Annotated in this window: 17 protein-coding genes and 7 tRNA genes; 12 read left to right on the top strand and 12 right to left on the bottom strand. The window is 68.2% G+C overall.

Translation table 11 applies throughout. From position 1 onward, the window contains the following. Positions 1 to 104 precede the first annotated feature (104 nt). The gene (gene rsgA, locus EV643_RS17935; protein ID WP_133801231.1) at positions 105 to 1,178 is read left to right on the top strand and encodes a ribosome small subunit-dependent GTPase A; all 1,074 of its coding nucleotides are present in this window, start codon (positions 105 to 107) and stop codon (positions 1,176 to 1,178) included. A 22-nt stretch (positions 1,179 to 1,200) separates the two neighbouring features. After that, positions 1,201 to 1,944, top strand: coding sequence for an SDR family NAD(P)-dependent oxidoreductase (locus EV643_RS17930; RefSeq protein ID WP_133801230.1), 744 nt, complete (start codon positions 1,201 to 1,203; stop codon positions 1,942 to 1,944). A 159-nt stretch (positions 1,945 to 2,103) separates the two neighbouring features. On the opposite strand, the gene EV643_RS17925 is transcribed toward EV643_RS17930, so the two are convergent. The 4 genes from EV643_RS17925 to EV643_RS46715 form a co-directional block, all read right to left on the bottom strand. After that, positions 2,104 to 2,175, bottom strand: a tRNA-Val gene (locus EV643_RS17925). Between the two features lie 19 nt (positions 2,176 to 2,194). Next, positions 2,195 to 2,265: transfer RNA gene (locus EV643_RS17920), tRNA-Cys, on the bottom strand. A gap of 31 nt (positions 2,266 to 2,296) precedes the next feature. Further along, positions 2,297 to 2,369: transfer RNA gene (locus EV643_RS17915), tRNA-Gly, on the bottom strand. 206 nt (positions 2,370 to 2,575) lie between these two features. Next, positions 2,576 to 3,448 carry a sigma-70 family RNA polymerase sigma factor gene (locus tag EV643_RS46715; protein ID WP_133801229.1) on the bottom strand — a complete coding sequence of 291 codons (873 nt, stop codon included), beginning with the start codon at positions 3,446 to 3,448 and terminating at the stop codon, positions 2,576 to 2,578. Positions 3,449 to 3,524: 76 nt separating this feature from the next. On the opposite strand from EV643_RS46715, the gene EV643_RS17905 reads away from it, so the two are divergent. Next, positions 3,525 to 3,998, top strand: coding sequence for a pyridoxamine 5'-phosphate oxidase family protein (locus EV643_RS17905; protein ID WP_238165649.1), 474 nt, complete (start codon positions 3,525 to 3,527; stop codon positions 3,996 to 3,998). Between the two features lie 456 nt (positions 3,999 to 4,454). Here the strand turns inward: EV643_RS17905 and EV643_RS17900 are convergent. The 3 genes from EV643_RS17900 to EV643_RS17890 form a co-directional block, all read right to left on the bottom strand. Next, positions 4,455 to 4,526: transfer RNA gene (locus EV643_RS17900), tRNA-Val, on the bottom strand. 18 nt (positions 4,527 to 4,544) lie between these two features. Next, a tRNA-Cys gene (locus tag EV643_RS17895) sits at positions 4,545 to 4,615 on the bottom strand. A 31-nt stretch (positions 4,616 to 4,646) separates the two neighbouring features. Next, a tRNA-Gly gene (locus EV643_RS17890) sits at positions 4,647 to 4,719 on the bottom strand. 330 nt (positions 4,720 to 5,049) lie between these two features. Between EV643_RS17890 and EV643_RS17885 the strand changes: the two genes are divergently transcribed. Next, positions 5,050 to 5,874: an aminotransferase class IV gene (locus EV643_RS17885; RefSeq protein ID WP_133801227.1), complete on the top strand. Its 825-nt coding sequence runs from the start codon at positions 5,050 to 5,052 to the stop codon at positions 5,872 to 5,874. 112 nt (positions 5,875 to 5,986) lie between these two features. Here EV643_RS17885 and EV643_RS17880 read toward each other — a convergent pair whose 3' ends face one another. Further along, positions 5,987 to 6,547 (bottom strand): CGNR zinc finger domain-containing protein, encoded by a 561-nt coding sequence (locus EV643_RS17880; protein ID WP_133801226.1) that lies wholly within the window; start codon positions 6,545 to 6,547, stop codon positions 5,987 to 5,989. Between the two features lie 131 nt (positions 6,548 to 6,678). On the opposite strand from EV643_RS17880, the gene EV643_RS17875 reads away from it, so the two are divergent. Both EV643_RS17875 and EV643_RS17870 read left to right on the top strand, forming a co-directional pair. Continuing rightward, a tRNA-Val gene (locus EV643_RS17875) sits at positions 6,679 to 6,750 on the top strand. A 126-nt stretch (positions 6,751 to 6,876) separates the two neighbouring features. Further along, a complete protein-coding gene (locus EV643_RS17870; protein ID WP_238165666.1) occupies positions 6,877 to 8,388 on the top strand; it encodes a serine hydrolase domain-containing protein in 1,512 nt (503 codons plus the stop codon). 75 nt (positions 8,389 to 8,463) lie between these two features. Here the strand turns inward: EV643_RS17870 and EV643_RS17865 are convergent, their stop codons facing one another. Next, the gene (locus EV643_RS17865; RefSeq protein ID WP_133801224.1) at positions 8,464 to 9,945 is read right to left on the bottom strand and encodes an ArnT family glycosyltransferase; all 1,482 of its coding nucleotides are present in this window, start codon (positions 9,943 to 9,945) and stop codon (positions 8,464 to 8,466) included. A 79-nt stretch (positions 9,946 to 10,024) separates the two neighbouring features. Beyond that, a complete protein-coding gene (locus EV643_RS17860; protein ID WP_133801223.1) occupies positions 10,025 to 10,747 on the bottom strand; it encodes an SDR family NAD(P)-dependent oxidoreductase in 723 nt (240 codons plus the stop codon). A gap of 117 nt (positions 10,748 to 10,864) precedes the next feature. On the opposite strand from EV643_RS17860, the gene EV643_RS17855 reads away from it, so the two are divergent. The 4 genes from EV643_RS17855 to EV643_RS17840 all read left to right on the top strand — a co-directional run bounded on the left by EV643_RS17855 (position 10,865) and on the right by EV643_RS17840 (position 15,864). Next, positions 10,865 to 11,968 carry a GntR family transcriptional regulator gene (locus EV643_RS17855; RefSeq protein ID WP_133801222.1) on the top strand — a complete coding sequence of 368 codons (1,104 nt, stop codon included), beginning with the start codon at positions 10,865 to 10,867 and terminating at the stop codon, positions 11,966 to 11,968. A gap of 68 nt (positions 11,969 to 12,036) precedes the next feature. Continuing rightward, positions 12,037 to 13,620 (top strand): sensor histidine kinase, encoded by a 1,584-nt coding sequence (locus EV643_RS17850; RefSeq protein WP_133801221.1) that lies wholly within the window; start codon positions 12,037 to 12,039, stop codon positions 13,618 to 13,620. After that, on the top strand, positions 13,617 to 14,285 hold the full coding sequence (locus tag EV643_RS17845; protein ID WP_133801220.1) for a response regulator: 669 nt from the start codon (positions 13,617 to 13,619) through the stop codon (positions 14,283 to 14,285). The genes EV643_RS17850 and EV643_RS17845 overlap by 4 nt, the downstream gene beginning before the upstream one ends. A gap of 157 nt (positions 14,286 to 14,442) precedes the next feature. Beyond that, the gene (locus tag EV643_RS17840; RefSeq protein WP_133801219.1) at positions 14,443 to 15,864 is read left to right on the top strand and encodes a MinD/ParA family ATP-binding protein; all 1,422 of its coding nucleotides are present in this window, start codon (positions 14,443 to 14,445) and stop codon (positions 15,862 to 15,864) included. Positions 15,865 to 16,291: 427 nt separating this feature from the next. On the opposite strand, the gene EV643_RS17835 is transcribed toward EV643_RS17840, so the two are convergent. Continuing rightward, positions 16,292 to 16,939 carry a DedA family protein gene (locus EV643_RS17835; RefSeq protein ID WP_133801218.1) on the bottom strand — a complete coding sequence of 216 codons (648 nt, stop codon included), beginning with the start codon at positions 16,937 to 16,939 and terminating at the stop codon, positions 16,292 to 16,294. Beyond that, positions 16,936 to 17,298, bottom strand: coding sequence for an ATP-binding cassette domain-containing protein (locus tag EV643_RS17830; RefSeq protein ID WP_133801217.1), 363 nt, complete (start codon positions 17,296 to 17,298; stop codon positions 16,936 to 16,938). Before EV643_RS17830 ends, EV643_RS17835 begins: the two co-directional genes overlap by 4 nt. Positions 17,299 to 17,529: 231 nt before the next feature. Here EV643_RS17830 and thrS point away from each other — a divergent pair, with 231 nt between their 5' ends. Together thrS and EV643_RS17820 are read left to right on the top strand one after the other, a co-directional pair. Continuing rightward, positions 17,530 to 19,551, top strand: coding sequence for a threonine--tRNA ligase (gene thrS / locus EV643_RS17825; protein ID WP_133801216.1), 2,022 nt, complete (start codon positions 17,530 to 17,532; stop codon positions 19,549 to 19,551). Next, positions 19,548 to 20,213: an HIT family protein gene (locus EV643_RS17820; RefSeq protein WP_133801215.1), complete on the top strand. Its 666-nt coding sequence runs from the start codon at positions 19,548 to 19,550 to the stop codon at positions 20,211 to 20,213. Before thrS ends, EV643_RS17820 begins: the two co-directional genes overlap by 4 nt. Positions 20,214 to 20,247 lie beyond the last annotated feature (34 nt).

Here is a 20,247-nt window from a genome sequence, read left to right as displayed (position 1 = left end):
GAGCCGCCATGAGCCATCGATTGGCCGATTCGGCCGCAGTCTCCCGTACCGTCCGTCCGTTGAGCTGATCTCGCGGCCGGACCTCTTGAAAGGTTCGTCGCACGATGTCAGCTGATCTTCTGGCCCTGGGTCTCGACGACACCACGGCTGATTACTTCACCACTCTTCCGGGTTCCGCCGAACTGGTTCCGGGGCGAGTTGCCCGGGTCGACAAGGGTCTGTCGACCGTGTTCACCGAGGACGGGCCGGTCCGCGTGACCTGGTCCGGCGGCGTGCTCGCGGCGATCGCGGCCGATCCCCAGGCGGTGCCGTGTACCGGCGACTGGGTTTCCCTGCGCAACTGGCCCGACGACCGGATCACGTTGGAGGCGATCGCGCCACGCCGTACTGCGATCGTCCGCGCCGAGGTCGGCGGATCCTCTCGTGGTCAGGTGCTCGCGGCGAACGTCGACGTGATCGCGATCGTGGTCGGCCTCGAACCGGAACCCAACATCGGCCGGATCGAACGGTTCCTCGCGCTCGCGTGGGAAAGCGGTGCGCGCCCGGTCGTCGTACTGACCAAGGCCGATCTGGTCGGGGATGCGGAAGCCGTTGCCGAGGATGTGGCCACGGCCGCGCCCGGGGCCGACGTACTGGTTTGCAGCGCGACGACGGGTGAGGGGCTCGACGCAGTACGGGCTCTCTTCGACGGCAACGCGACGATGGCTCTGCTTGGTGCGAGTGGCGCCGGCAAATCGTCGTTGGTGAACGCGCTGGTTGGCGTGGAGTTGCTGGAGGTCCGGGCGATCCGGGATGACGGCAAGGGGCGGCATACCTCGGTACGGCGCGAGTTGATCCCGCTGCCTAGTGGTGGGGTCGTGATCGACACGCCGGGGCTGCGTGGCATTGGGCTGCAGGAGCTGGGGGACGGCGTGGTTGCTGCCTTCCCGGATGTTGCGGCGCTTGCGGAGCGGTGCAAGTTCAAGGACTGCGTGCATGTGACGGAGCCTGGTTGTGCTGTGCGGGCTGCGCTTGAGGATGGGACGCTGCCGGTACGCCGGTTTGAGAGCTGGCAGCGGCTGCAGCGGGAGGCGGCCTTCATGGCCCGGCGTACGGACGCCCGCCTTCGGGCCGAGGCCAAGAAGGAATGGGTTCGCGCGTCCAAGTCCTATCGGCGCGACTCCAAGCCTCGTCCGTAGGGGCTCGTGAAAGACTCGGGGCATGGGTCGAGCTGTGTTGGTGACGGGGGCTTCGCGGGGGATTGGTGCTGCTACTGCGTTGGCTTTCGCGGAGGCAGGGGACCGGGTTGCGGTCCACTACAGCAGGTCGGAGGACGCGGCGGCCGCAGTACTGAAGTCGTTGCCGGGTGACGGGCATGTGATGGTTCGGGCGGATCTCGCTCAGCCTGCCGAGATCCAGCAGATGGTCGATGAGGTTGCTGCGGCGCTCGGCGGGATCGACGTGCTGGTGAACAACGCGGGGGTGTACGAGACCCATCGGATCCGTGAGACGTCGTACGAGGAATGGCAGCGGGCTTGGTCGGAAACGCTCGGAGTGAACTTGCTGGGAGCGGCGAACACGACGTGGTGCGCGGTTCGGCATATGGGGCGTGGTGGGCGGATCGTGAACGTGTCCTCGCGGGGTGCGTTCCGTGGTGAGCCGAACCAGCCGGCGTACGGCGCGAGTAAGGCCGCGCTGATCTCGTTGGCCCAGTCGCTCGCGCGATCGCTCGGACCTGACGGGATCGCGGTGACGGCCATCGCGCCCGGGTGGACCGTGACCGATATGAATACGCGTGCGCTTGAGGGTGACGGGTATGAGCGTCGGCGTCTTGAGAGTCCGCTTGAACGGATCGCGTCGCCGGATGAGGTTGCGGCGGCGATCCTGTATCTCGCGTCACCACAGGCCGAGTTCGCGACCGGAACCGTGCTCGACTTCAACGGCGGCTCGTACCTGCGGATGTAGTCGGACCGCGGCGCCCAGCCCCCGCCGCCGAGCGAAGCGAAGGCGTTGGGGGGTGTGGGTGGCGAAGCCCCCACCCGCGGCAAGCGAAGCGCAGCCGCACAAACGACGAAGGCGAGGCGCTCCGCGCTTTCCGCGGACACACCTCGCCCATCGCCTTCGTGGACGATACTGGGATCGAACCAGTGACCTCTTCCGTGTCAGGGAAGCGCGCTACCGCTGCGCCAATCGTCCGCGGTACCTCGGTTGTTCGAGGTGGAGACGGGATTCGAACCCGTGTACACGGCTTTGCAGGCCGTTGCCTCGCCTCTCGGCCACTCCACCACAGAGTCTCAGGCCTGCTGGACCTAGTCCGAGCGGACGACCGGGTTCGAACCGGCGACCTCAACCTTGGCAAGGTTGCGCTCTACCAACTGAGCTACGTCCGCATCGCGTCGAGCTGTTCGGCTCGGTGCGAGAGCAGAACAGTAGCGCACTTTCGGCCCCCGCAGAAACCGAGTATCCGGGGTGTCGCGCTCACTCCGGCCCAGGCGGGCAAAATGTCACACGAGTCACACCAGCCCCACGAGCGTCGTACGCCGAACCTGACACCGAACACCTGCCCACACCCCGCGCAATCCGACAGAACGAGCACCTATTCCTCGACTGGCGACAGCTCGACCTGCTGCAGGTAATCGTCGTCGCCGAGCAGTTCGATGGAGGTGATGCGGCCATCCGTGACCGTGAACGCGAAGACGACCCGCGGCTCCCCGCGCTGCGCCCACACGAGCCCCGCGAGACCGTCGACCAGAACCAGTTTCGCCGCCTGCGCCCGCCCCGAGAACGACTCGGCGACCGCGGTTGCTCCACGTACCAAGGCCACCGCACCACCCAACGCGACCACGGCGTCGTCGGCCCGCAGTACGACGCCTGGATCGAGCAGCTCCAGCAGCGCCTCGAAGTCCCCACCACGAGACGCCGCGAGGAACGCGCTCACCACCTCCCGCTGCCGCGCCGCGTCGGCCTCCGGAGCATCAGGCTTCCCCTGCACCCGCCGCCGAGCCCGACTCGCCAACTGCCGAGCGGCCGCGGGAGATCGCCCGATGATCACCGCGATCTCCTCGAACGGCACCGCGAACATGTCATGCAAGACGAAAGCCAACCGCTCCGCCGGCGTCAACGTCTCCAGCACGACGAGCAACGCCAACCCCACCGAGTCGGCCTGCACGGCCTCGACTTCCGGATCTGCGATCTCCTGATCGGCCAGCGCGGGGGAGTGTTCCCCGACAGCCTGCTCGGGATGCGCGCGCCGCGACCGCAGTACGTCGAGGCAGATCCGCCCGACCACAGTGGTCAGCCAGCCGCCCAGATTGTCGATCGACCCCGGATCCGAGCGGCTCAGCCGGATCCACGCCTCCTGTACGGCGTCTTCCGCCTCCTGCCGGGACCCGAGCATCCGGAAAGCCACCGCGCCCAGGTGCTCCCGGTTCTCCTCGAACCGCGCCGCGAGCCACTCGTTGTCCTGCATCGATGCCTCTTCCCCTCCGGCGGTCACACTTCTGTCCGGACCGCGTCATAGAGGTGACGTCACCACCCACCAAGATGTGACACTGACAGACCCCGCCGATCAGGAGACCACAGTGGCAGACCCCGCCCGCACCCCCGAAGAACGCAAGCACGACGCGCTGAAACGGCTGGACACAGAGGTCGACGCGTGGGTCTCCACCGCCAGCACGGACGGCACCCCGTACCTGGTTCCCCTCTCGTTCCTGTGGGACGGCGGATCCCTCTGGCTGTCCACCGCCGCGAACAACCCCACCAGCCGCAACCTCAAGGCGTCAGGCCAACTCCACCTCGCCATCGGCCAAACCCGAGATGTCCTCCTCATCACCGGCACCGCCACCCCGGCCGTCCCGTCCGACGAACTGGCCGACGCCTTCGCCACCAAATGCGGCTTCGACCCCCGCCAAAGCAACTACCCCTACTTCCAGGTTCAACCCCAACGCATCCAAGCCTGGCGCGAGGTCAACGAACTCCCCAACCGCATCCTCATGAACAACGCCACCTGGCTCATCTAAAAGCACGTCGCCTAGTACGGCGCGCCCCTAGTCGCTCGCCGCCGACGGGTGTGGCCGGCCGCTTCCCGCCCGGCCGGCGAACTGATCGACATGTAGTAGTCGCCTGCCGGGGCGTCCACTTGATGGGTTTCAGGCGTAGAGAGCCGCCGCGCGGCCGACTACGTCATGTCCATCGGTACAGGCGGCGAACAACCAGAGACGCATTACCAGACCGGCGATCAGCCAGGGGCAGCACCCCAAACGACGGCGATCAGCCAGGGCAGCACCCAACGTCGGCCATCAACCACAGACCCTGCACCCGACCGCGGCGCCCAGCCCCAGCCGCCGAGCGAAGCGAAGGCGTAGGGGGTGTGGGTGGCGAAGCCCCCACCGCGCGGCAAGCGAAGCGCAGCCGCACAAACGACGAAGGCGAGGCGCTCCGCGCTTTCCGCGGACACACCTCGCCCATCGCCTTCGTGGACGATACTGGGATCGAACCAGTGACCTCTTCCGTGTCAGGGAAGCGCGCTACCGCTGCGCCAATCGTCCGCGGTACTGAGGGTTTCGAGGTGGAGACGGGATTCGAACCCGTGTACACGGCTTTGCAGGCCGTTGCCTCGCCTCTCGGCCACTCCACCATGAGAAAGCTGGCCTGCCGAACCCTCTCCGAGCGGACGACCGGGTTCGAACCGGCGACCTCAACCTTGGCAAGGTTGCGCTCTACCAACTGAGCTACGTCCGCGTTGCGACCGGGTTTTCGTTCCCCTCGGCGCGAGAAGAACATTAGCTCATCGGGGCTCGAACTCAAAAATCGGGGGTCACCTCCCGGCCTACCGGGTGTCATCAGCCGGTCACCGAAGGCGTGCGCAACGTAGCCGAAATCCCAATCCTGTAAGACGAAACCGTCGCCGGGCGCGAACGTCCGACCGAGTTGTGAGTACGCCGCGGCACGTTGCCTGCACCGAATTGGGCGCCGCGCGGCGTACGGGCTGGGCGTGTGATCGCGTGGGAATGGGCGCGGTCGCGGACGGGCGGATCGGCGGCACTAAGGTGTCGATTGGAAGGAGAGCTGATGATTGTCTGGCTGAACGGTGCCGTGGTGCCGGATCCGGTCGCGGGTGCGATCTCGCCGTTGGACCACGGACTGACCACGGGTGACGGGGTCTTCGAGACGCTGAAGATCGTTGACGGGCAGCCGTTCGCGGTGACCAGGCATCTGGAGCGGCTGGTCACGTCGGCGACGGGTCTCGGGCTGCCGGAGCCGGACGTGGCGCAGGTCGAAGATGCGATCGCGGTGGTGATGAAGGCGGATCCCGGTATCGCATTCGGCCGGCTGCGCATCACGTACACCGGTGGGGTCTCGCCGCTGTCCTCGGATCGCGGTACCACCGGGCCGACCCTGCTCGTCGCGTCCCAGGCGATCCAGCCGCCGGCGCCGACGTCCGCGATCGTCACCGTCCCGTGGCTGCGCAACGAACGCAGTGCGGTCGCCGGCCTGAAGACCACCTCGTACGCCGAGAACGTTCGCGCGCTCGCCTACGCCAAGGAGCGCGGTGGCACCGAGGCGATCTTCGCCAACACGATCGGCAACCTCTGCGAAGGTACCGGTACGAACATCTTCTGCGTCTTCGACGGCGAACTCGTCACGCCACCGCTCTCCTCCGGCGCTCTCGCCGGTGTCACCCGCGCATTGGTCCTGGCCTGGTACGGCGCGACCGAACGCGATCTCCCGCTGACCGCACTCGCCGATGCCGACGAGATCTTCCTGACGTCCACCACCCGCGACGTTCAGGCCATCCACCGCGTCGACGACCGCGAGCTCCCAGCGCCGGGCGAAGTCACCGCCGCCGTCGCCAAGATCTTCGCCGACCGAGCCACCGAAGACCCCAACCCGTAGCAGCCCCAATCCACAGGCGACGGCTCGGGATCAGGCGGGGTTCTTCGGGCGCGCGGCAACGGGACGAGGTGCGGCCTGGCGGGGGTAGTACTGGCTGCTCGCTGGAGATGAACTACTCGCCGGAGGCTTTGCGGCGCTCTCGGTAGGCGGCTACGTGGAGGCGGTTGCCGCAGGTGCGGGCGTCGCAGTACCGCTTGGAACGGTTGCGGGACAGGTCGATCAGGGCGTCGTCGCAGTCGGGGGCCTCGCAGCGGCGCAGACGTTCGCGCTCGCCGGCCGAGATCACCTGGGCCAGCGCGATCCCGCACTCCACCGTGATCCGGCAGGTCATCGACGCGCCGTCCCGCGAATAGTGGATGTGCCACGGATGACCGTCGTGATTCGTCAGCCTCGGCGTCGTCGTACCCCGGGCCACGATCGCGTTGATCAGCGCGGCCGCCTCCGCGTCGGAGTTCGTGGTGAACACCGGCGAGAACATCGGCCGCAGATCCCGGATCTCCTGCAGATCCGTCTCCGTCAGCGTGCCGACCGCGCTGAACTCCCGCTCCTGGATGAACTTCTCCAGGTCCTCGAGGGTCTCCAGCGTGTCGACCTGGCTGTTCGGCCCGGGCAGCGTATTGACCAGCCGGACCAGTGTGGCGAGCGCGTGCTCGGTGTCGTGCGAGAAAGTCACAGTCTGTCTCCAACGGCGACGGGGTCTCCGTCTTGCAGCAAGAGTAGCCCCGCCGGATTCGTACGTCGCGGACCAATGCGCTATGGTTTCACCCGCAAGACACCACAAAGCATCACCAGCACGACCAGAACGGGCGATTGGCGCAGTGGTAGCGCGCTTCGTTCACACCGAAGAGGTCACTGGTTCGAACCCAGTATCGCCCACGGTAAGAAACCGCAGGTCAGAGCGGGAACCCAGCAGCATCCGGGTTCCCGCTCTGGCCTGATTCAAACCATTCCGCCGTACGACTCCACGAGAGCTGCAGGACGGCGTACCGTCGGGGCGTGGATATGGGGGCGGGCCTTCGGGGCAGTGTGGAGGATGGGTTGTGGCCTCTGGTCGAGGCCTTTGTCGGGTCGCACGAGGTGGCGGGCCTGGCTGTTGCCCTGGTGCGCGATGAGGAGGTCGTCTCGCGCGGGTTCGGCGTCCGTGACGTCGGCACCGGCGCGCCGGTCACGCCCGAGACGATGTTCCACCTGGCGTCGGTGTCCAAGCCGTTCGTAGCGACCGCGATCGTGTCGCTGGCGACCGCTCGCGACGGCGGCGAACCGGTGCTCGATCTGGATGCTCCGATCACCGAACGGGTGCCTGAGTTCACGCTGGCCGACGGTCGGGCAGGAGAGGTCACAGCCCGGCGTCTGTTGAGCCACACGAGCGGTCTCCCCGACGTCGCGGACTACGGCTGGCACGACCCTCAGCTCGGCGACGACGCGCTCAGCGAATTCGCTCGCAGCCTGTCGGACTGGCGGCTGCAGGCGGAGCCCGGCTCGGCGTTCTCCTACTCCAACGCCGGGTACGAGCTGCTCGGGCTGCTGCTGTCCAGGGCCACCGACACGACGTTCGAGAAAGCCATGCGGCAACAGGTCCTGGCCCCACTCGGGATGCGGAACAGCACCTTCCTGCGCGGCGAGGTGCCCGCGCACCTGGCTGCCTCACCGCACGTGGGGATGCCACTGTCGGTGCCCGAGGGAGCCTATCCGTACACCAGGCGCCATGCCCCGAGCTCGACTCTGCACTCCAACCTGGTCGAGATGTGTCGCTGGATGGTGGCCCACTTCGAGCCGGCCGAGGTGGCTGCCGGGGGTTCCGACGGGCAGTGGGCGAGGCTGGACGCTGGGCTGCTCGACCTGATGTGGCAGCCGGTGGTGCCGGTGGGTCACCCCCCATGGCAGGATGCGGCGACGCTCGGCTGGGCCATGGGCAGCTACCGCGGGCACCGAACGCTGAGCCACAGCGGTGCGGACCCCGGGTTCGGGTCGAGGGTCGTGCTGGTGCCTGAGCGGCGGACCGGCGTCGTCATTCTGGCCAACTCCAACACCGTCCCCGCCTCGCCCATCGCGGCAGCAGCGCTCGACATCGCCCTCGCCGATGTCCCCCTCTCGGTGATCTCCGGTGCGACGCCCGGGGAGCTGGGCGAGGGGGTGGTGGCCATGCGCGCCTTGGTGCCCCCGGTCGTCGGCCCCGTCGCCGAGGCGCTGACAACGTCGGGGCCGGACGCCGCAAAGGCGGTGTACCACCGACTGGCGGCGGTCGAGCCGGCCGAGTTCGACCTCGACGACGAGGGGTTCGTCGACGCCACGTGGGGAGCGATCGAGCTGCACCGCCCAAGCCTGGTCTGGCCCCTCCTGCGAGTGTGGACCGAGTTGCGTCCGGACTCATCCGTGGCTTGGACGATGACCGGATGCGCCCATCAGCTGGACGGGCAGCTCAACCTGGCGAGGACTGCCCTCCGACGCGCCCTCGACCTCGACCCCGAGAACGACGACGCCGCGCAGGTCCTGAGCAGACTCCCATCGGCGTGACCCGGCCGTAGTGGCGGAGGGCGGGCCAGGGGGTGGACCAGGGGCTGGACCAGGACCAGGGGTGGGTGGAGTGGGTTAGTAGTAGCGGCGTAGGGCTGGCCATAGGGCGGACCAGGGTTTGGTGGGGGCGGTGCAGAGGACTATGGCGGTGTTGGTTTCCTCGTTGTCCACCTCGGCGGGGGTCGTGAAGGTGGCGACCTGGGTGCAGGTGGTGAAGTGGGATTCGTAGCGGGGGGTGCGTTCTTGTTCGACCAGGAGGACGGGGCCGGTTTGGGTGTCGGGTGGGGCGGGCCAGTCGGCGAAGGACATGTGGCCGGAGTACGGGGTTGGGAGGCCGTGTTGGGGGCCGTAGCGGGCCAGGGCGCCTGCCTGGCCGTAGTTGCCGGCGAAAAGGACTGCGGTTGCGCGTTGGTCGGCGGGGATTTGGTTCCAGGCGGTGGCGACGGTTTGGGCTAGTTCGGGCCAGCCGATTTGTTCGCCTTGTTCGGGGTTGATGGGGAGGACGGCGTTGACGGCCGAGGTGGGGAGGACGGGGAGGGTGAAGATGGCTGACGTGATTGCGGTTAGCGCGAGGCCGGCTGCGAGCAGCGTCGTACGGCGGGCGCCGCGGGCCCAGTCGATAGTGGGTTGGCAGCCCGCTGCGACTAGGACCAGGAGGAGGGGGAGGGCGTAGTAGCTCTTGCCGCCGGTGGCTAGGACGATGACGCAGAGGATGGGGTAGGCGAGCGCTATCGGGCGGGCCCAGCGGAGGGTGGGGGTGCGCCACAAGCGGAGGAAGCCGGCGATCCAGATGGGGACCAGGAAGGGGGAGAGTTGGAGGAGTTGGAGGGGGGCGAACATGATGCGGTTCTCGGTGCCGTCGTCCTCGCTGATGCCGCCGGCAACCGTGAGTTGCGGCCAGTCGTGGGTGGCCTGCCAGATGAGGTTGGGGGCAGCGAGAAGACAAGCGAGCGCTACACCGGCGATCAACCACCAGGACTTCAACACGTTGCGTGGGCCCAGGATCAGTACGGCGATCAGGAGTGCTGCCAGCGGTAGGACGACCAGGTACTTGTTCTCGAGGGCGATCCCGGTGGTGAGGCCGAGGGCGATCCACCAGCGGCCGTCGCCGGTGCGGAGTAGGCGGATCGCGAACAAGCAGATCAGCATCCAGGCGAGCAGGTCGAAGGTTGCCGTCGACACCATGTGACCGGTGCCGAGGACGAATCCGGCTACGGCGGCGGCCAGCGCGGCCAGGATCTGAGCTCGACGCTCGCTGCCGAACTCCCGGGCGATCAGCGCGACCACGACCACGGTCAGACAGCATGCGAGGGTCGCGACCACGCGGAGGCCGGCTGGGGTGTCGCCGAAGATCGTGGTGGAGATCCGGGCCAGGAGCGGGGTCAGCGGGGGTTGGTCGACGTATCCCCAGGCCAGGTGATCGCCCGCGACCAGGAAGTACAGCTCGTCGCGGTGGTATCCGTAGCGGCCGGAGAGAGCGGTGAGGACGGCGGCGACCGTGAGAGCGATGGCCGCGACCGGGACGATGGCGAAGGCGGGGACCGGCGGGCGCGTCATGGCGAGCATGCTCCCAGCCCGAAAGGTCGCCGAACAGGCCGAAATCCGGCCGAAGTGTCAGGCGAGCACACCTACCCGGTCATGGCGACGGCAGGAGTTCGGGAGGCTTTCCGCGGTCGAGCAACATGACCCGTCCGGCGAGGGTTTCGTCCTCGACGAATCGGATGACCGCATCGGTCAGCGTCTCGAGTGGTACGAGAGCGGGGCCGCGCTGAGGCGGAGGCAGCGCAGCCTGTTCTGCCAACCCTCGCTCGGTCGCGACCCAGTCTGGGACGACGCAGTTGACTCGTACGCCGTGGCTCTCCCGCAGTCCCGCGAGCGTCGAGGTGAAACGGATCAGCCCTGCCTTCGCAGCGCTGTACTCCGGTGATACGTGCGGGCTGTGTCCCAGTCCGGCGGTCGAGCCCACGTTCACCACCGCCCCGCCACCCACTCGGCGCATGGGCTCGAGGACGAGTTGGGTCGCGAGCATCGGCGCGCGAAGGTTGAGCTCCAGCGATGCAGTCCACCGTGCGGCCGACGCCTCAGGGAAGCACGGCCGGAGGTCGGGGCCGCCGCCGGCGTTGTTCACCAGGATGTCCGGTGCGCACTTCAGCACCGCTGCCACGGCGAGGTCGTCACGCATGTCGACGGGCTCGAACCGAGCGGATGAGCCGATCGCTGCCGCGACGCGCGAACCAGCGGACGCGTCGATGTCCACGAGCACGACTTCGGCGCCTTCGGCTACCAGCCGTTCCGCGATGGCGCGGCCGGTTCCGACCGCGGCGCCGGTGATGAGGGCACGCTTGCCTGTGATCCACACGCTCGATCACCTCCGCGAATCACCCTGCCGGACGCCGCCGACAAACACCGAGTCGTCCTTGCGCCGGCCTGGTGGAGGTGATTTGGTATATCAACTCAAGCTGTGGAGGAGGGCTGGATGGCGCCGCTGTACCTGCGGATCACGAACCATGTGCTGTCGGAGATCAAGCGCGGTGTACTCCGGCCGGGCGACCGGGTGCCATCGGAGATGGAGCTCGCGGCGCAGTTCGAGGTCAGCCGGATCACGTCGAAGCGGGCGCTCGAGGTACTCCGGGAGGCGGGCCTGGTCGAGCGGATCCGGGGTAAGGGCTCGTTCGTCGTCCGTGAGCTACCTGACCTGGAGGGGATGACGCTGCCGGCGGTCCGGGCGAGAACTCGGGAGCGGCGGAGGACGATCGCGCTCGTCGTACCGGATGTCTCGGAGGCGTACGGGCTGGAGTTGTTGCGTGCGATCGAGGAGCGGTGTGCCGACCACGGGATGAACCTGCTCGTACGGCGGACGCGTGGGCGGCAGGCGGATGAGGAACGGGCGGTGGAATCGCTGGCCGGGTCGGGTGAGGTCGATGGGCTGATCGTGTTCCCGGTGCATGGCGACTTCTACAACGCGAGCTTGTTGCGGCAGGTGCTCGACGGGTATCCGATGGTGCTGGTCGACCGGCACCTGTCCGGGATCCCGGTGTCTGCCGTGCACACGGACAACGTCGCGGCGTCCCGGGCGTTGACCGAGCGGCTGCTCGACCTCGGGCATCGGCAGATCGCGTTCGTGTCGCCGCCGCCGCAGAACACGTCGAGTATCGAGGACCGACTGGAGGGGTTCCGGGCCGCGTTCGCGGAGCGGGAGCCGGGGGAGTACCGGGCGCACCAGCTCACGTCGTTGCGGAGTACGTTGCCGGGGTCGTTCACGCGGGAGAGTGTGAACGCCGATGTCGAGGTGATCCGGGCGTTCCGCGATCGGGTGCCCGAGGTGACGGCGTACGTGGCGTGTGAGTACAACCTGGCGCGGATGCTGGATCGGGCGTTCGGGCAGCCGCGGGAACAGGTGATCAGCTGTTTCGACTCGCCGGGGGATCCGATCGGTGGGTTGCCGTTTCTGCATGTCCGGCAGGACGAGCGGGAGATGGGGCGGCAGGCGGTCGATCTGCTGCTCGCCCAGTTGCGTGGGGAATCGGTGCCGAAGCTGTCCACCGTCCCGTTCGAGCTGGTCGATGCCGAGCGCAACTGAACCGCCGCGACAAGGGCCTGACTTTTGGCAGTACTGCGGGTCGGCGCGGGCTGTGTAGCGTCGGGCCTGTGAAGTGGCGGCGGATCGGGGACCTCGGCCTGTGGTGCGGGCTGGGGTTCCTGGTGATCGCGGAGAGCGGTACCCGGGGCGACCCGTACTGGCTGATGGCGACCTGTCTCGCGCTGCTCGCCGCTGCGGTTCTGCTCCGGCGGTCCCGGCCGATCGTGGCGCTGGCCCTGGTCGTCACGCCCGAGATCCTGATCTTGGCCTACGCGATGAACACGGCGTTCGGCGTACCGATCGCGCTGATCCCGGCGATCTCGTTGCTGAGTTACCTGGCCGGGCGCCGGGAGACCCTCCTACGGCACTTCGTGATGCTGGCCGGTTGGGCCCTGGTCGCGTTACTGGCGCTGGGGTTGGTGCTGCACCGGGAGATCTCGGTCGGCGAGGCGGTGCTGAGCTGGCTGGTGATCTTGCTGCTCTCATTGATCCTGGTCGCGCTCCCGTGGCTGATCGGGCGGTACCGCGCACAGCAGGCCCTCCTCGCGACCGCCGGCTGGGATCGGGCCGAGCGGATCGAACGTGAACACCGGATGGAGATCGACCGCGCGCGACTCAGAGAACGCTCCCGGATCGCCGAGGACATGCACGACTCGGTCGGCCACGAGCTGAGCCTGATCGCGTTGCGCGCCGCCGCGCTGGAGGTCGACGCCGATCTGCCCGTGCGGCACCGCCAGGCCGCGACCGATCTCCGCGAAGCCGCCGCCACCGCGACCGACCGCCTCGGCGAGATCATCGGCGTACTCCGCGATGCCGACGCCCAGGCCCCTGTTGTCCCGAGCCACGAAACGGTCGCCGACCTCGTCGATCGAGCCGCCGCCTCGGGGCTGGCGGTCCGGCTGGTGGAGGACGGGGATCAATCAGACGTGTCGCCGATGGTGGATCGGGCTGTTCATCGAGTCGTGCAGGAGTCGCTGACGAATGCGAGCAAACACGCTCCGGGTGCGTCGGTGGTCGTGACGATCAACAGGTCGGCCGACATCGTCGTACAGGTCGTGGACAGTGGAGCAACGCAGACGGTCGAGAACGTGCCGTCGACGGGGAGTGGGTTGGCCGGCCTGACCGAGCGGGTTCGGCTGGTCGGTGGGACGTTGACTGCAGCCCAGCGGTCCGAGGGTGGGTTCGAGGTGGTCGCGCGGATTCCCCGGTCGGGTGGCCGGCAGGAACCCGAGCAGCCGGTGGAGTCCGCGACGGCCGACGAGCGAGCCGACGTACGACGGAGGGCCCGGCGGGGGCTGATCACCGCGGTCGCGGCTCCGCTCGTGCTGGGTTCGGTCATCGGAGTGGTTGCGATGGGCTACTACCTGGTCGCCGGATACAGCGCGATCCTGCGACCGGACCAGTTCGACGCGCTGCGGATAGGTCAGAGCAAGGAGGAAGTCGAACGGGTGTTGCCGGCGATGCGGATGCTCGATCCGCCCAGCGAGCGGACCACGACACCGGACGGCTGGGACTGCCGGTTCTATCGGCCGGACGGCCCGTTCTCCATCAATTACGCATACCGGCTGTGCTTCGCGGACGAACGGCTGGTTGCAAAGGACGTAGTACAGACCGGGTCCGTGCCACCGACGATCGAGGGAACACCACGTTGATCAGGGTTCTGCTGGCGGATGACGAGGCGATGGTCCGGGCGGGGGTGCGGGCGATCCTCGGTTCGGATGAGGCGATCGAGGTGGTGGCCGAGGCGGCGGACGGGTTAGAGGCGGTCGAGTTGGTGCACCGCCATCGGCCGGACGTCGCGGTGCTGGACATCCGGATGCCGCGGCTGGACGGGTTGGCGGCGGGCGCGGAGATCCGGCGTACGGCGCCTGGTACGGCGGTAGTGATGCTGACGACGTTCTCGGAGGACGCGTATATCGCGAAGGCGTTGGGGGACGGCGCGAGCGGGTTCCTGCTGAAGTCGGGTGATCCGCGAGAGCTGATCGCCGGGTTGAAGGCCGTCGCGGAGGGAGCGGCGTACCTGTCGCCGAAGGTCGCGCACCGGGTGATCGCCGAGCTGAGCGGCGACGGCGCGGGTGGTGGGCGGATGACCCGGGCGGCGGCCGCGAAAGCGCAGGTCGACGTACTCAGTCCGCGGGAGCGTGAGGTGCTCGCTCTGGTCGGGGCTGGGCTGTCGAACGCCGAGATCGCGGGCCGGTTGTTCCTCGTGGAGGGCACGGTGAAGGCGTATGTCAGCGCGGTGCTGAACCGGCTCGGGGTGAAGAACCGGGTGCAGGCCGCGATCGTGGCCTACGAGGCCGGTTTGGTCGGGTCCTGACAATGGCAGGAAGGGGCCGGGCGACGCTCCGGGGCGTGACATCCCGTCGACACTTGGTCATGGGATAGTGGAGCTTCCCCGGGGGTACAGCCCGGGCGGACCAGCACACCGCGGGCGGCAGGCACCGCCCCGCTGAGAGAAACAGGGGATCCAGGTCGTGACCGACTCGCACAACTCCGGACAGCACAAGGACCGGGAAGCGGCGGCGGCCGAGGTCCGGAGAATGTGGCAGCCGACCCCGTCGTGGTCCCAGCCGGATCCGGCCGGTACCACTCCCGAGCCCGAGCCGGTCGACGAACAGCCCGAGGACAAGCCGGCCGACGCTCTCGCCCAGGAGTTCCCGGGCGATTCGTGGAACCAGCCTGAGACCCAGCAGGCCCAACCGGCCAGCGACCCCTGGACCCATTCGGCGAGCGACGGCGGCGACTCCAGCACGGCGTCGGGCAGCGACGCCTGGACCCAGCCCGCCGGGGACGCGTGGGGTCAATCTGCCGCGGCCCACCACACGCCGGCGAAGGCGGCCTCAGATGGGTGGACCCAGCCTGCACCCGAGCAGGAGGAGCACCACCAGCCGCTGTCCCCGGCCGCACAGCACTTCTTCCCGCAGGGCGTCCCCAGTCAGCACGCACCGCAGCCACAGCGGGAGGTCTCGTACCGGACCGACGAGCTCATCCAGGCCCTGCCGCTGCCGCGGGAGGCTCCGGCTGAGCGCGGTGTGCGCAGCATGCTCAAGATGCGTCCTGGTTCGTCCGAGCGGACGGAGCGCATCGCCCGGGCGACTGCCGCGACCGCGTTCCGTCGTCCGGTGACGATCACCGTGGCGAACCCGAAGGGCGGCTCGGGCAAGACCCCGACGACGCTGTTGCTGGCCGGTGCTCTCGGCCAGGCCCGCGGTGGCGGGGTAGTGGCCTGGGACAACAACGAGCTGCGCGGCAACATGCACCTGCGCACCCACGACACGAACGCGCGCTCCACCGTGACCGACCTGCTGCAGGCGATGCCGATGCTGACCCAGCCGGACGCGCGCCTCGGTGACGTCGCCGCGTACCTGCGGCATCAGGTGGCCGGTCAGTACGACGTGCTGACGTCCGCGACCACGACGTACGCGCAGATCGAGGCGAAGGACTTCGACCAGGTGCACCGGTTGCTGAGCCGGTTCTACAAGGTGCTGGTGATCGACACCGGTAACAACGAGGGCTCCAGCAACTGGCGCGAGGCGATGAAGGCGTCGGATGCCCTCGTCATCCCGATCAAGTGGAAGAGCCTGTCCTGTGCCGCCGCGGTGCAGATGCTCGAGGAGCTCGACAACCAGGGTCCCGAGGCGCAGCGGCTGATCCGCCGTGCGGTGATCGCGGTCAGCAACGGCCCCGGCGACGTGAACAAGGAAGTCGAGAAGCAACTCCGCCCGTACTTCGAATCGCGCGCCGCCGCCGTCGTGGACATCCCGACCGACCCGCACATCGCCGCCGAGGGTCCGCTGGATCACTCGGCCCTCCTGCCGGCCACCCGCCGTGCCGGGCTGGAGTTGGCCGCCAGGGTCGCCGAGCAGATCACCATCGCCCTCAACGTCCCGCGCTAACAGCACAGCGGAGTCGCCCAGGCCCTCAAGGCCCGGGCGACTCCGCTGTTCTACCCGAGTACGGCGACCACCACCTGCCGGAGACGGGTCGCCAGTGGCGGAACCAGCGGTGCAACAAGCTGCCAGTGGCGGGACAGTTCGGCAGTGGTGCGGTGCGATGGCCATTACCTTGAACAGGAACTGGGGAGCTCGGTCAAGAAGTGGGGGGCTTGAACATGAAGTAGCCAGTTCACGGTCCCGGGTTGTTGTTCACGGTCCCCGGTTGTCGTTCGAGGCCCCGGGTTGTTGTTCGAGGCCCCGGGTTCTTGTTCACGGTCCCCGGTTGTTCACGGTCCCGGGTTCTTGTTCGAGGTCCCCGGTTGTTGTTCAAGGCGGCGGGGTTGTGCTTGGGCGCCGGACCTCGACCTGAGGGTGACGGTTGCCGTGCTCACCTTTCACCTGCTTCCACGAGTTCACTCTGAGGCTCGACCTGAGCTTCACGCCGCTTCCGGAGCCGATGCCGGACGAGTTCGACGATCAACGTCACCGCGAGGGCCAGGCCGATGCCGAGGACGACGCCCTTCAGCGGGTTGTCCTCGAAGGCCTTGCCGCCGATGTAGCCGACCAGCGCGCAGTACAGGCCCCAGCTGACCGCCGCGATCCCGGCGAAGAACGAGAACTTGCGCAGCGGATAGCGCACAGATCCCATCGTCAGCGTGACGGCGGTCCGGCCACCCGGGACATACCGCGCGACCACCAGGACGAGCCCACCGCGATCTTCGAGCGCCTTCCGCGCCCACAGGCTCATCGCATGCCGCTTCGTCCCTGGCTTCAGCCGATCGATGAGCCGCCCACCCGCACCCCGGCCCAGTGCGTAGGAGAGGTGGTCGCCGAGGAACGCTCCGGCTGCGGCGGCCACCACGACGCCGTACAGGTTTGGCTCGCCGGTGGCTGCGAACACGCCGGCCGTGACAACCAATGTCTCGCTCGGAATCGCCGGGAAGAATCCGTCCAATGCGGCGAATCCCCACAGCGCCAGGTAGATCCACCAGGACGACATCAGCTCATCGGTGAGGTGCAGGATCGCGTCGCTCATGAGCCCGCCGCCACGCCGTACTGGACGCTGTCGGCGGTGAGCTCCATGTAGGCCTCTTCCAGCGACGCCCGCTGGGTGTGTAGCTCGTGCAGCCGGACACCGTGCTCGTGCGCGAGGTCGCCGAGCAGCGCCCCGACCTTGGTCAGTGGTGCCGGCCAGGCGGCGTACGGGCGGCCGTCGACGAGGGCGGCGCCTTCGGTCGGGGTGTCGAGGCCGAGGATCATCCGCATGGTGGTGGACTTGCCGGCGCCGTGCGGGCCGAGGAAGCCGGTCACCCGGCCGGGCGAGACGGTGAGGTCGAGCGAGTCCACGGCGGTGGTGTCGCCGTATCTCTTGCTGAGTCCTTCGAGCCTGATCACGCGGCCGCCCCTCCTGGTTTCGGATCGTTGACTCGAACCTAGGAAGCAGGGCACCCCTTCCACATCGGACCTACGGCTGGTCGTACCCCCGACTTTCGTCAGGTACGACCCTGAGCCGGGCCTGTGGATACGCCGTCCGGGCGCGGGACGGGAGTCGATACCATCTGTGCGTGACGGCCCGCAGTTCCGTGGGCCGCCGGAAAAGACGCAACGCTGTCCTGAGGAGTGAACGTGTCGGAAGTCAAGGTCCATCTGGTCGGCGTCGAGGGCGAGGCTGAGCGGAGCGTGACCGAGACGACGACGATCGGGGAGCTGTTCGCCGAGATCTTCGGCCAGGACCGCTCCGCCATCGCCGCGCGGGTCAACGGCGAGCTGCGGGACCTGTCCCGGGTGGTGGCCGACGGCGACGAGATCGAGCCGGTGAAGGCGGCCTCCGAGGACGGCCGCGCGATCATCCGGCACTCGACCGCGCACGTCCTCGCGCAGGCGGTGCAGGAGCTGTTCCCGGCCGCCAAGCTCGGCATCGGCCCGCCGGTGGAGAACGGGTTCTACTACGACTTCGACGTACCCACTCCGTTCACCCCGGAGGACCTGGGCACGCTCGAGAAGAAGATGCAGCAGATCATCAAGGAGCGGCAGCGGTTCAGCCGCCGGGTGGTCTCCGACGACGACGCCCGTACCGAGCTGGCGGCCGAGCCGTACAAGCTGGAGCTGATCGGCATCAAAGGCTCCGCGGCGGACGCCGCCGAAGGGGCGAGTGTCGAGGTCGGCGGTGGCGAGCTGACCATCTACGACAACGTCCGGCGCGACGACACGGTCGCCTGGAAGGACCTGTGCCGCGGTCCGCACGTCCCGGCGACCGGGTATCTGGGCAACTTCAAGCTGATGCGGACCGCCGCGGCGTACTGGCGGGGGAGCGAGAAGAACCCGCAGCTGCAGCGCATCTACGGCACCGCCTGGGAGTCGCGCGACGAGCTGAAGGCGCACCTGACCCGGCTCGAGGAGGCGGCGAAACGGGATCACCGCAAGCTCGGCACGGAGCTGGACCTGTTCAGCTTCCCGGACGAGATCGGCTCCGGGCTGGCGGTCTTCCACCCCAAGGGCGGTGTCCTCCGCAAGGTGATGGAGGACTACTCCCGCCAGCGGCACGTCGAGGACGGGTACGAGTTCGTCTACTCACCGCACATCACCAAAGCACACCTGTTCGAGACCTCGGGCCACCTCGACTGGTACGCCGACGGCATGTACCCGCCGATGCACCTGGACGAGGAGCGCGGCGCGGACGGACAGATCCGCAAGCAGGGCCAGGACTACTACCTGAAGCCGATGAACTGCCCGATGCACAACCTGATCTTCGCGGCGCGCGGCCGGTCGTACCGTGAGCTGCCGTTGCGGCTGTTCGAGTTCGGCACGGTCTACCGGCTGGAGAAGTCCGGGGTCGTCCACGGTATGACGCGCGCCCGCGGCTTCACCCAGGACGACGCGCACATCTACTGCACCCGCGAGCAGATGCGCGACGAGTTGCGCAACCTGCTGACGTTCGTGCTCGGCCTGCTCGCCGACTACGGTCTGGACGACTTCTACCTCGAGCTGTCGAGCAAGAACCCGGACAAGTTCGTCGGCTCCGACGAGGTCTGGGAGGAGGCGACCGAGACGCTGCGCGAGGTCGCCGAGGGTTCCGGCCTGGAGCTGATCCCGGATCCGGGCGGCGCCGCGTTCTACGGTCCGAAGATCTCCGTCCAGGCGAAGGACGCGATCGGCCGGACCTGGCAGATGTCGACGATCCAGCTGGACTTCAACCTGCCCGAGCGGTTCGAGCTGGAGTACACCGCGCCCGACGGTTCCCGGCAGCGGCCGGTGATGATCCATCGCGCGCTGTTCGGCTCGATCGAGCGGTTCGTCGCGGTGCTGACCGAGCACTACGCGGGTGTCTTCCCGCCGTGGCTCGCGCCGGTCCAGGTGATCGGCATCCCGATCACCGACGGGCACGTGGACTACCTGTACGACGTGGCCGCGCAGCTCAAGGCGCAGGGGATCCGGATCGAGGTCGACTCCTCGGACGACCGGATGCAGAAGAAGATCCGGAACGCGCAGAAGTCGAAGGTGCCGTACATGCTGATCGCCGGCGACGACGATATGGCGGCCGGCTCAGTCTCGTTCCGCTACCGCGACGGCTCCCAGAAGAACGGCATCCCGATCGCCGACGCGATCACCGAGATCGTCGAGGCCGTGAAGAAGCGCGTGCAGGTATGACGGACGATCTCGGGGCGGGCGGCGATCCCGAGGTGGGCGGCGATCCTGGGGTCGGCGGCGGTCTCGGGTCGGGTGGTGATCCCGGGGTAGGTGGTGATGCCGGGTCGCCGTACGAGCCGGAGGAGCTGGGGACTCAGGACGGGGTCGGCATACCGGATCCGTTCCTGCGGTTGTGGACGCCGCATCGGATGGCCTACATCGCCGGTGAGAACAAGCCGACGAGTGCGGAGGCGGGATCGGGCTGCCCGTTCTGCCGGATCCCGGGGCTGTCCGACGCCGACGGGCTGATCGTGCAGCGGGCGGACTCGGCGTACGTGGTGCTGAACCTGTATCCGTACAACCCCGGTCACCTGATGGTGGTCCCGTACCGTCACGTCGCGGACTACACCGAGCTCACGCCGGGGGAGGTCGCCGACGTCGCGCGCCTGACCCAGGAGGCGATGCAGGCGATCCGGATCGTGTCGGGCGCCCACGGCTTCAACATCGGCATGAACCAGGGGGAGATCGCGGGCGCCGGTATCGCCGCCCACCTCCACCAGCACGTCGTCCCTCGCTGGGGCGGCGACACCAACTTCATGCCCGTCGTCGGCCAGACGAAGGTCCTGCCCCAGCTCCTCTCCGACACCCGGGCACTGCTGGCCAAGTCCTGGCCGACCGACTGAGTAATCCAAGGGATAGACAATCTGCCCAGCGGGC

The organism is Kribbella caucasensis (assembly GCF_004361855.1).
GTDB classification, from domain to species: domain Bacteria; phylum Actinomycetota; class Actinomycetes; order Propionibacteriales; family Kribbellaceae; genus Kribbella; species Kribbella caucasensis.
The sequence above is the reverse complement of the archived record's forward strand: the minus strand, read 5'-3'. Positions and strand labels throughout refer to the sequence as shown.

Bases quoted from the DNA above. Each gene is read 5' to 3' on its own strand.
- rsgA (WP_133801231.1), top strand. From the start codon at position 105: ATGTCAGCTGATCTTCTGGCCCTGGGTCTCGACGACACCACGGCTGAT.
- EV643_RS17930 (WP_133801230.1), top strand. From the start codon at position 1,201: ATGGGTCGAGCTGTGTTGGTGACGGGGGCTTCGCGGGGGATTGGTGCT.
- EV643_RS46715 (WP_133801229.1), bottom strand. From the start codon at position 3,448: ATGCAGGACAACGAGTGGCTCGCGGCGCGGTTCGAGGAGAACCGGGAG.
- EV643_RS17885 (WP_133801227.1), top strand. From the start codon at position 5,050: ATGATTGTCTGGCTGAACGGTGCCGTGGTGCCGGATCCGGTCGCGGGT.
- EV643_RS17870 (WP_238165666.1), top strand. From the start codon at position 6,877: ATGGGGGCGGGCCTTCGGGGCAGTGTGGAGGATGGGTTGTGGCCTCTG.
- EV643_RS17865 (WP_133801224.1), bottom strand. From the start codon at position 9,945: ATGACGCGCCCGCCGGTCCCCGCCTTCGCCATCGTCCCGGTCGCGGCC.
- EV643_RS17855 (WP_133801222.1), top strand. From the start codon at position 10,865: ATGGCGCCGCTGTACCTGCGGATCACGAACCATGTGCTGTCGGAGATC.
- EV643_RS17835 (WP_133801218.1), bottom strand. From the start codon at position 16,939: ATGAGCGACGCGATCCTGCACCTCACCGATGAGCTGATGTCGTCCTGG.
- EV643_RS17820 (WP_133801215.1), top strand. From the start codon at position 19,548: ATGACGGACGATCTCGGGGCGGGCGGCGATCCCGAGGTGGGCGGCGAT.